Here is a 9,553-nt window from a genome sequence, read left to right on the forward strand (position 1 = left end):
GGCCTTGCCGGCGTCAACAGAAAACTTGTCATTCCGGACAGCGGTCCGGTCAACGCTCAGGATTTCATTCTCAATGCCGGCGGACTGATCCTCAATGCCGTTTCCGGAAATAACGTGCGCATCGCACCGGTCAAACTCAGCTTCTCGATCTACTCGGAAGAGCGGGACGCGAACGGCCAACGGCAACTGATTATTGCCGACATCAAACCCAATGAGATCATCCGCCTCAATGACGGCATCTACCATGTCGTCTCCGAATATGGCGATGTGAACGCCGTCATCCGCTCCGACATCGCGGTTGCCGCCGGCAAGATGACCGAGGCGACAATCCAGCATCGCGCCGCCCAGATCACACTGAAGCTTGTCGCGGAGGAAGGCGGCGAGGCAATTGCGGACACCGCCTGGTCGATAACCAATTCGGCCGGCGATCTGATCAGCGAGAGCGTCGGAGCTTTCCCTTCGCTGGTCCTGGCCGAGGGCGACTACACCGCCATCGCGCGCCACAAGCAGCAGCTTTACAGGCGCGATTTCAAGGTCACGGCCGGCTTCAACTATGATGTCGAAGTCCTTCTTCAGTGACAAAGCCGCGATATAAACCCGCAGGGCCTGCATGCCGGATCACGGAGTAAAAACCCGGTCCGTTCTCGGACGGCTGATCAAGACTGTGACGTTGAGCGTTGCGGCGATCCTGGGAACTGCGGTTTTGTACCTCGCGGCCGCCGTCGCTGGAACCGTATGGACAGCGCCGGGGGACACGCCGCCGCCCGCTTCGGACCTCAAGACGGTCTATGTTCTCTCGAACGGCTTTCACAGCGATATTGCCTTACCGGTTGTCGATGGTCGCCCGCCGGCGGGAATACCCGTGCAGAACAGCGATCTGCCCCATGGCCTGGAAACCGCCCGGTATCTGATTATCGGCTGGGGGGCTCAAACCGCCTATACGAGCCTTCTGGCTTTGTCGGATCTCAGCGCCGGGATCATTGTTCGCTCGCTCGCCTTTGACCGTTCGGTGATCCACGTTCTGCCCGCTTACGGTGTGCCCTACGGTGCCGGCGTTTACCGCATCGATCTCGACGACGATCAGTATGAGCGGCTGGTTCGATTTATCGGAGCCTCGTTCAAGACCGACGGAAACGGCGATGCCGAGTTGCTCGCCGGAGTAACCCAAGGGTTCGGCGATGTCTTCTATCGGGCGAACGGACGGTTCAATCCACTCTACGGATGCAACGTGTGGACAGGGCGGGCTCTGCGCCAGGCCGGCGTTCCCGTCGGCTACTGGACACCGTTTGCCCAGTCCATCGAATGGAATATGAACCGCCTGTGACAAAGGCCGTCGCCGAAATTAGGCCAAATTGAGGCAGCGCAATCTAGAATTTTGATTCACGGTGACACAATTCTTGATGGCGGAATGTCACGAATGTGGCAGCACCGCGATGCGTTCGCCATAGTTTGGGCCGAGATTCGTTCTCCACTGATTCTACGCCGGCAACGGTCGGGAGGTTTTTGCAGAACGATGTTTTGGTTTGAAGGCCTTATCCCACTGATTTCATAAGCGCGCCAGCATCCTGTTTTCGTTGGCGCAATCCTTGGGGGAAGGCATTCATGCAAGGCGTAGATCCGCCCGATCGCTTTTTTAGCCAGTTTTTAACCTTAACTTTCCGGGGTACGAAAGTTAATGAACAGAGTATCTGGTCAAGAAATAAATTTCACCCGTAACATCAACAGGAAAGCATCCAACAGAGCACGCCCGGGCGGGTTTGCGGCCGCGGTGGTTCGAAACGAACGACGGCTCAATCAGCCGAACGCTCCCAGGCTCAAATGGGATCAGGAAGACGACGAAGATATCGGTATTCCCGATTTCCTGCTTAAAAAGCCGCCCGCCAGATCCAAGAATATCAAGATAAACCGGCAGACAGGTCTTCTGGCGCTGTTCGTCGTCGCGTTCGTGACGTCGTTCGGCGGCGCGCTTTTCCTGTCCCGTTACCTGCCGTCGAACACCGTGCAAGTGGCGCAGGTCGCGGACGTGGCACCGGATCCGCAGGCGGCATCACAACCGCCGGTCACAACGGCACGAGAGCAACCGGAACAGCAGCCGCCGGTCACGACGGCTCCCGCTGAAACCGGGTTCGAGGTCGCATCGGTCAGCAACGTCGTTCCCATACCGGAAGAGAGTGCCGTGGGAGCGATCCCCGACAATGCGCTTACACCGGTCATGGTTTCGATTTCCGGCGGAACATTTTCCATCCCGAGTCATGGCACCGACGAAACTGCCTCACGAACACAGCTCATTACCCTTGATGACTTCCGGATTGCGACCACTGAGGTGACCAGGAAGCAATGGAAGGCATGCGCGGAAGAAGGCCCGTGTACGATGGACGGCTTTCAGGCGGGCTATTTCGACGGCGACAAGCTCTTCCTTCCCATCACCTCTGTGACCACCGAGCAGATGATGACCTTCGTCGAGTGGATCAACGCAAAGCGCCCGCCCGATGAAGCACCCTACCGGATTCCGGCGGAAGCGGAGTGGATCGTCGCCGCGCGCGGCGGCCTTGCGACACACACCGACTACGCATGGGGCCAGACTTTCGACGCACAAATGGTGCGGGCAGCCGGCACCCTGTTTCCCGTCGAGGAAAGCGACCCGGTCAATGGCCTGCACGGCATGTCGGACAACGCGGCGGAACGGGTCGCCGGATGCTGGATTATCGAGACCTCGGACGGCGTGTGTTACCGCAATCTTGGCATCGTGCGCGGACCGGTCTCCGGTCGCGTCGATGCGAGGTCCGCGAGCCTGGCGCATCGAACCAGCCGTGCGCGAAATGTCCCCTATGAACACATAGGTTTCCGCCTGGCTCAATAACCGATATTTAGGAGTCCTCCGTGAAGAGTCATTACAGCCGCCTGCTCGGCCCCGTAGCAGCGCTCGCCATTTCCGTGCCGGCCGTATTGGGCCTTTCCAAGCCCGCATCGGCCGCACCGGCAGCCTGTAGCAACACAGTTCAGGAATATGCCGTCAGTTCCGGCGATACGCTGTCAAAGATCGCAGAAGCCGCCTTCGGCGATCCGCGCCAATGGCCACGGATTTTCGAGTATCCCGGCAACACCGGAGCGATCGGCCGCAATCCCAACCTTCTGACGATCGGCGTCAGGCTGCAGATTCCCCCGTGCCCGGGGGCCATTCAAAGCATCCCGCAAGAGGCAGCGCCGGCCAAGACCGCCAGAGTTCCAAAAAACAGCGGCAGCACCACAACCAGTCTTCCGATCAAGCTGTATGTCGTCACCGGTGACGACTGGCCGCCCTATGTTTCGACGGACTGGCCGCAGGGCGGCATGGCCGTCGTCATCGTCGAGGCGGCCTTTGAAGCAGTCGGCATGAGTGACAATATCGAAATTCATTACGTCAACGACTGGAGCGCCCAGCTTGAGACGCTGACCAAAACGAACCGCTACCAGCTGACTTTTCCCTGGTACTACCCGAAAATGGATTTCTGGCAGAGCTGCGACCGTCTCCCGGAGCCCATGCAGATCCGCTGCGAATATGATCACTCCAACCCGATCGCCAATGTGACCCTGGCCTTCTTCAAGGAAATAGGCCGCGCCGACCTTGCCGAGGATACGCTGGAAGTGATCAAGGCGAAACGGCTTTGCCGCCCGAAGGGCTATTCCACATTCGAACTCGTTGAAAACGGTCTGTCCGTCGACAATCTCCATATCGAAGTGTCACCCGCCGATTGCTTCCTCAGGCTTCTGGAAGGCCGGGTCGATTACGTGCTTCTCAACCGTTTCACCGGACTTGCCGTCGCGGCGGAAATGGGCATCAGCAGCAATGTCGAGATGGCGGACATAACGATTGCCAGTCCGATCCACATTCTTGCCTATCGCAATAACCCGATGGACACGATCCAGTATCTCGACGAGTTCAACAAAGGTCTCCAGACCATCATTGACAACGGAGTGTACGGCCAGATCATCTCTTACTTTAACGACGAGTTCGGCCGGCGCCTCGCGCAACAGTAGAACAGGGTCCACCGATCGAACTCTGTTCGTCGACTGCCGCCTGCGAGCGGAAGACGACCGGCATCATCACCACTCATGCAGTGAAGCCTGACTGAGCATTGAAATACCTGACATGCCGTCATGCGGACGGCGTGATTGACAGATGCATATCCACGATCCTTCAACGCCAACCCGGCACAGCCGCCCGACAAGGTTGAAAAACATGAAAACCGAATTCCACCCATCCGACAACCTCATGATTAGGAGCATTCAGTGAAAATCCGTCTTCCTCAATTATCCACTCTGACAGCGGCATTGTTCGCAGCGGTCCACTTCGTCAGCATTTCCGGCACACCCGCATCAGCGGCACCTGCCACCTGCACGCAGACCGTCCAGGACTATTACGTCGTCTCCGGCGACACACTGTCGAGAATCGCCCGGACGTCTCTCGGCGACCCCCAGATGTGGCCGCGTATCTATGAATATCCGGGCAACGCGGATGTCATCGGCAATAACCCGGATCTGCTGCTGATCGGCATGCAGTTGCGCATTCCGCCTTGCCCCGGCTCCGTCGGGAGCCTCCCGGAAACCGCGGCGGTGACAGCTGAAAGCGAACCCGCACCCGCCGACGGCAAGACCGTAACAATTTATGTGGTCACGGGCGACAACTGGCCGCCTTTCACCGATACGGACTGGCCGAATGACGGTATGGCAACGGAAATCATCCGGGCCGCTTTCCAGGCATCCGACATCAACGCGAATGTCGAGATCGACATTATCGACGACTGGAATGCGCAGGTCACGAGTCTGGTCAAAAAAGACCGCTACCAGATGACCTTTCCATGGGCGATGCCGGACATGGATTTCTGGCAGACCTGCGACCGTCTCCCGGAGCCCATGCAGATCCGCTGCGAGTACAGCAAATCCAAACCGATCGTCAACACAACACAGGTGTTCTTCCAGGAAGCAGGCCGTGCCGATCTCGGCGACACCTCGCTGGAGACCGTCAAGACGCGGCGCATATGCAGGCCGAAAGGCTATTCGACATTCGACATGGTCGAGGCCGGTTTCTCCATTGAACGTCTGGTGGTCGGCGACTCCCCCCAGGACTGCTTTCAACGCCTGCTGGAAGGTCGCGCCGACTATGTTGCTCTCAACCGCTTCGTTGGACTGGCCGTCGCCCATGACATGGGAATCACGGACAATGTTGAGATGTCCGATTTCTCTGTCCCGGGACGGCTCCATCTCCTTGCCTACGCGACCAACGCGGATTCCAACCGGTATCTGGACGAATTCAACGTCGGACTCGACAGGATCATCGCGAATGGCGTCTACAGTCAGATTGTCTCTTATTTCAATGACGAGTTCGGACGCAGACTCGTGAAGAAGTAGGCATGCTCACGCGCCTGTACGGCCAACAGGGCGGACTCCGGTCCGCCCTGTTGCTCGGATATGTCAGCGGAGTTCAGTCCCGCCGCTGGTCAGGCGGCACGGCCTCATCGGTCAGCATCGCAACCGCCTCGTCAAGCGGCATGGATGTCTGATCGCGGCTCCCGAGCCTGCGCATGTTAACGCTGCGCTCCTCGGCTTCGCGCATGCCACACACAAGGATGACCGGAACCTTGGTCACCGAATGCTCACGGACCTTGTAGTTGATCTTCTCGTTGCGCAGATCGGTTTCAACGCTCAATCCCGCAGCCTTTAAAGCACCTGCCACTTCACATGCATAATCGTCGGCTTCCGACGTGATTGTTGCGACCACCGCCTGAACAGGCGCGAACCAAAGCGGCAGGTTTCCGGCATAGTTCTCGATCAGGATACCGAGGAACCGCTCCATCGAGCCGCAAATGGCGCGGTGAACCATGACCGGCTGCTTCTTCTCCGAGTCCTTGTCGATATAGAAGGCCCCGAACCGTTCCGGCAGGTTGAAGTCGACCTGCGTCGTCCCGCATTGCCACTCGCGTCCGATCGCATCCCTCAGGACATATTCGAATTTGGGGCCATAAAACGTCCCCTCACCCTCATTGACACCGGTCTTGATGCGCCCGCCGGATTCCTGCTCGATCTGCTCGAGGATGGCGCTGAGAACCTCTTCGGCATGATCCCACATCTCGTCCGTGCCGACCCTTTTTTCCGGCCGGGTCGCCAGTTTGACGGTAATCTCGTCAAATCCGAAATCAGAATATGTCGTCAGGATCAGATCGTTGATCCGCAGGCATTCCGCGCGAAGCTGTTCCTCGGTGCAGAAGACATGGGCGTCATCCTGGGTAAAGGCGCGCACGCGCATCAGCCCATGCAGTGCGCCGGAGGGCTCGTAGCGGTGAACGGCTCCAAATTCCGCAAGCTTTATAGGCAGTTCCCGATAACTCTTAAGGCCGTGTTTGAATATCTGAACATGGCCCGGACAATTCATCGGCTTCAGCGCGAAGACACGCTCGTCCTCGGTTTGGGTGAGGAACATGTTCTCGCGATACCAGTCCCAATGCCCGGAGGTCTCCCACATTGCCTTGTCGAGAACCTGCGGCGTGTTGATCTCGTCATAGCCGTGCTTTGTTATACGTCGGCGCATATAGTTCACCAGGTTCTGGAACATCTTCCAGCCCTTGGCGTGCCAGAAGACGACCCCGGGTCCTTCTTCCTGAAAATGGAACAGATCCATTTCCCGGCCCAAACGCCGATGGTCCCGTTTCTCGGCCTCCTCCAGCATATGCAGATAGGCATCGAGCTGTTTCTGGCCGACCCAGGCCGTGCCATAGATACGGGTCAGCATAGGGTTGTTGGCGTCGCCGCGCCAATAGGCACCGGCCACCTTCATCAGCTTGAAGGCATTGCCTATCTGCCCGGTCGAAGCCATATGCGGGCCGCGGCACAGATCGAACCAGTCGCCCTGCCGGTAGATCTTGACGTCTTCACCCTCCGGAATCGCATCGACAAGCTCCACCTTGTAGGCCTCGCCCATCGTCGAAAAGGTCTCCTTGGCCTTCTCCCGGCTCCAGACTTCTTTGGTGAAAGGTCTGTTCCGGGCGATGATTTCCCGCATCTTCTTTTCGATCCGGGGAAGGTCTTCCGGGGTGAAAGGCTCGTTGCGCGCGAAATCGTAATAGAAGCCGTTTTCGATCACCGGACCGATCGTCACTTGCGTGCCGGGATAGAGTTCCTGAACGGCCTCCGCCATGACATGCGCGGCATCGTGACGAATGAGTTCCAGAGCGCGCGGGTCGTCCCGCGTTATGATCTGAAGCGCGCCGTCCGCGACCGGGTCGCTAAGGTCACGCAGTTCTCCATCGAGTTCAAGCGCGACGGCCTTCTTGGCCAGCGACTTGGAGATGCTTTCCGCAACGTCGCGGCCGGTGGAGCCGCGCCCATACTCGCGCTGTGAGCCATCGGGGAATTTAAGGGAAACGGAATCGGATCGTTCGGCCAAATCAGCCATTGTCTATTCTCCTGTCCAGTCCCGCCAACGAATGCGGGTGGTTTGCAATCACCCGGTCCTTCCGGGCGGGCGCCTTTTAGCTTGAGTCAGCCGCGTTTGCAAACAAAAGCGCCAGGGCAGAAACCAGCGGCAGTTCACCGGCAAGGTCTCGGGAACAGGGTCAAAACCGTGGCTGCCGCCCGGACCGCAGCGTATGACGCGGTAAGAAGCCATCCAACCGCCTGCCCAAAGGCCGTGGCGTGCCACCGCCTCATAGGCGAATTCGGAACATGTCGGCAGATGTCGGCAACTGTTTCCGACAAAGCCCGACAAGGTCAGCTGATAGAGACGGATCAGCCCCATGCCCAACAGTCGTCCGGGCGTCTTGCGGTATGGGCCGTCATAGTTGCGGCCCCGCGGCGAGTTTGAGGTCGGTCGTTGCGCGCACATGGCCAGAGCCCGGCGGGCGTCAGGCCGCCGCCCCGGCCCCGCGGTTTTCTTCAATCTGGTCGATCGCATCGACGAGCGCGTCGAACGTCAGCAGTGTCGATGCGTGTCTTGCCTTGTAGTCGCGGACCGGTTCAAGAAACTGCAGGTCGGCGAAGCGGCCCGTCGGCGGCGCGCCGTTTTCCTTCAGCATGGCGATCATCTGCTCGCGTACGGCGCGCAACTCGGCGGTCGAAGCGCCAATGATATTGCGGGCCATGATGGAAGACGAGGCTTGCCCGAGTGCACAGGCTTTCACTTCATGGGCAAAATCACTGACGGTATCGCCGTCGAGCTTCAGCCACACCTTGACGGTCGAGCCACAGAGCTTCGAATGCGCCCGCGCGGACGCGTCGGCGTCTTCCAAAGAGCCGATTCGCGGCATATTGCCGGCAAACTCCAAAATCCTGGTATTGTAGACATCATCGATCATTCTTGGCGATCCCGATCGCGATATGGACTCGTTTACCGAAACGTCTAAATAGTTGACGTGATAACTTCGCCTATTTATTGGCTTTTAACACATCTATACCCTATTTTGGAACTCGGTGGCGTCGTTGCAAGACATGAGCCGCCGACAATGTGAAAACCGCATTCGCAGGCGACCGGTAACAGGCCGCGACAGACAGCCCCTAATTTGCTTGGCCGCGACCAAGGCCACGGAGAAGATGGTAGCAATGGACGCCGTAGTAAAGAACATTCTCGATGGCATGGGTGACGATGCCGATACGGAAAGCCGGAACGTTGCGAGACCGAGCGAAGAAGAGGCAAAGGCCGCCGTGGAGGTTCTGCTGCGCTGGATCGGTGAAGATCCGACGAGGGAAGGCCTGCGCGACACGCCGAAGCGTGTTGTTCGGGCCTATCATGAGCTTTTCTCCGGATATGGTCATTCTCTGGAGGAGACCCTCGGCCGGACCTTCGAAGAGGTTGCCGGCTATGACGAACTCGTTCTCGTCAAGGATATCCCGTTCTTTTCCCACTGCGAACATCACATGGTGCCGATTATCGGCAAAGCGCATGTCGGCTACCTGCCGGACGGCCGTGTTCTCGGGCTGTCGAAAATCGCCCGTGTGGTCGACGCTTTCGGTCGCCGTCTGCAGACCCAGGAAGCGCTGACCGCCCAGGTCGCCGAAGCCATCGATACGACGGTCAGGCCGCGCGGCGTCGCCGTCATGATCGAAGCGGAACATATGTGCATGGCCATGCGGGGCGTTCAGAAAATCGGCTCGACGACGCTGACGTCGACATTCACCGGTGTCTTCAAGACGGAGCCGCAGGAGCAGGCGCGTTTCATGGCAATGCTGCGCGGCAGGGACTGATCCTCAATGACAGATACGCGCGCTTCGGCGCCATTGTTTCCCCCCGCCCCCGCAGACAAAACTGCGCTTGAAGAGGGCACTGATTTCACGCCTAGGTTCGATGCCGACGGTCTCGTCACGGCCGTTGTCACCGACGTCGATGACGGGACTGTGCTGATGCTTGCCCATATGGATGCGCGAGCTCTTTCCCTGACGGTTTCGACCGGCATTGCCCATTATTACAGCCGCTCGAGGCAGTCCCTTTGGAAGAAGGGAGAAAGCTCCGGCAATGTGCAAAAGGTGCATGAAATACGCGCCGATTGCGATCAGGATGCGATTTGGCTGAAAGTCAGCGTCTCCG

Annotated in this window: 10 protein-coding genes; 7 read left to right on the top strand and 3 right to left on the bottom strand. The window is 58.6% G+C overall.

Going from position 1 to position 9,553, the window contains the following annotated elements:
- The 5 genes from AC5E6N_RS21210 to AC5E6N_RS21230 form a co-directional block, all read left to right on the top strand.
- A partial coding sequence (locus AC5E6N_RS21210) for an RgsD C-terminal domain-containing protein (RefSeq protein ID WP_491749680.1) occupies positions 1 to 579 on the top strand: 579 nt, incomplete at its 5' end.
- A 31-nt stretch (positions 580 to 610) separates the two neighbouring features.
- Entirely contained in the window at positions 611 to 1,324 is a 714-nt protein-coding gene (locus tag AC5E6N_RS21215) for a TIGR02117 family protein (protein ID WP_491749681.1), read from the top strand.
- A gap of 444 nt (positions 1,325 to 1,768) precedes the next feature.
- Positions 1,769 to 2,860, top strand: coding sequence for a formylglycine-generating enzyme family protein (locus AC5E6N_RS21220; RefSeq protein ID WP_491749682.1), 1,092 nt, complete (start codon positions 1,769 to 1,771; stop codon positions 2,858 to 2,860).
- A gap of 20 nt (positions 2,861 to 2,880) precedes the next feature.
- Positions 2,881 to 4,017, top strand: coding sequence for a hypothetical protein (locus tag AC5E6N_RS21225; RefSeq protein WP_491749683.1), 1,137 nt, complete (start codon positions 2,881 to 2,883; stop codon positions 4,015 to 4,017).
- Positions 4,018 to 4,311: 294 nt separating this feature from the next.
- Positions 4,312 to 5,388 (top strand): hypothetical protein, encoded by a 1,077-nt coding sequence (locus AC5E6N_RS21230; RefSeq protein WP_491749684.1) that lies wholly within the window; start codon positions 4,312 to 4,314, stop codon positions 5,386 to 5,388.
- A gap of 73 nt (positions 5,389 to 5,461) precedes the next feature.
- Here AC5E6N_RS21230 and thrS read toward each other — a convergent pair whose 3' ends face one another.
- Genes thrS through AC5E6N_RS21245 form a run of 3 tightly spaced genes read right to left on the bottom strand, consistent with a single transcriptional unit; the run spans position 5,462 to position 8,327 of the window.
- Complete coding sequence (thrS, locus tag AC5E6N_RS21235) at positions 5,462 to 7,429, bottom strand: threonine--tRNA ligase (RefSeq protein ID WP_491749685.1); 1,968 nt, start codon at positions 7,427 to 7,429, stop codon at positions 5,462 to 5,464.
- A 48-nt stretch (positions 7,430 to 7,477) separates the two neighbouring features.
- Complete coding sequence (gene yidD, locus AC5E6N_RS21240; RefSeq protein WP_491749686.1) at positions 7,478 to 7,858, bottom strand: membrane protein insertion efficiency factor YidD; 381 nt, start codon at positions 7,856 to 7,858, stop codon at positions 7,478 to 7,480.
- Between the two features lie 19 nt (positions 7,859 to 7,877).
- Positions 7,878 to 8,327, bottom strand: a complete 450-nt coding sequence (locus AC5E6N_RS21245) for an iron-sulfur cluster assembly scaffold protein (protein WP_491749687.1) — start codon at positions 8,325 to 8,327, stop codon at positions 7,878 to 7,880.
- Positions 8,328 to 8,571: 244 nt separating this feature from the next.
- On the opposite strand from AC5E6N_RS21245, the gene folE reads away from it, so the two are divergent.
- A complete protein-coding gene (gene folE / locus AC5E6N_RS21250; protein WP_491688511.1) occupies positions 8,572 to 9,213 on the top strand; it encodes a GTP cyclohydrolase I FolE in 642 nt (213 codons plus the stop codon).
- A gap of 6 nt (positions 9,214 to 9,219) precedes the next feature.
- On the top strand, positions 9,220 to 9,553 hold a 334-nt coding region (hisI, locus tag AC5E6N_RS21255), incomplete at its 3' end, for a phosphoribosyl-AMP cyclohydrolase (RefSeq protein WP_491749688.1).

This window comes from Hoeflea sp. (assembly GCF_984452065.1).

Coding starts and splice junctions, on each gene's coding strand:
- AC5E6N_RS21215 (WP_491749681.1), top strand. CDS start 611: ATGCCGGATCACGGAGTAAAAACCCGGTCCGTTCTCGGACGGCTGATC.
- thrS (WP_491749685.1), bottom strand. CDS start 7,429: ATGGCTGATTTGGCCGAACGATCCGATTCCGTTTCCCTTAAATTCCCC.
- yidD (WP_491749686.1), bottom strand. CDS start 7,858: ATGTGCGCGCAACGACCGACCTCAAACTCGCCGCGGGGCCGCAACTAT.
- AC5E6N_RS21245 (WP_491749687.1), bottom strand. CDS start 8,327: ATGATCGATGATGTCTACAATACCAGGATTTTGGAGTTTGCCGGCAAT.
- folE (WP_491688511.1), top strand. CDS start 8,572: ATGGACGCCGTAGTAAAGAACATTCTCGATGGCATGGGTGACGATGCC.